Raw genomic sequence first — 636 nt, forward strand, 5'->3', positions numbered from 1 at the left:
CTTCATCAACGGTGCCGGCGTCGCCGACCGTCAGGGTCGGTGTCGCTTCACCATCAGTGATGGTGGCCGTGCCATTATCGGAAAGTTGCTGACCGACTACGGTGGTTGTCACCGCCAAGGTAAAGCCTTCGTTATCTTCGAAGAGTGTGTCGTCGGTAGTAGAAACTAGTACTGAGAACGCGGTGACATTGCCAGGGACTGTGGCGGTATAGGTGCCGTCCTGGTTCGGGGTTAGGGTCGCGCCCGTGATCGGGTTACCCTGGCTGTCGACGAGGGTCACACCGTCGATATCATCGGCAATCGTAGCCGGATTATTACCACTGCCTGTCAAGGTCAGGGTGTAGCTGACGTTGCCCTGTACCGGATTGCTAAGAGTCACATCAAAGGTGGCATCGTTCCCTTCATCAACGGTGCCAGCGTCGCCAACTGTCAGGGTCGGTGTCGCTTCATTATCGGTGATCGTTGTAGTAACACTTTTATTGCTGCTATCGACGGCTAGAGCTTCAAAACCTCCGCCTGCGATATTACCAATGGTGATCGTAAAGTCTTCACTTCCCTCGGCAATGGTGTCTTGAATGGTTGCAATGTCAAAATCGACACTGGACTGCCCAGCTGGGATAGTGACCTGCGTGACAC

At 54.2% G+C, this 636-nt stretch carries 1 protein-coding gene; it reads right to left on the reverse strand.

The window, feature by feature from the left end:
- Positions 1–636 (reverse strand): Calx-beta domain-containing protein (locus CS022_RS25130; protein ID WP_408057304.1); only part of this gene is annotated, 636 nt, incomplete at both ends.

The sequence above is a fragment of the Veronia nyctiphanis genome (assembly GCF_004116385.1).
In the GTDB taxonomy this organism is placed as follows: Bacteria; Pseudomonadota; Gammaproteobacteria; order Enterobacterales; family Vibrionaceae; genus Veronia; species Veronia nyctiphanis.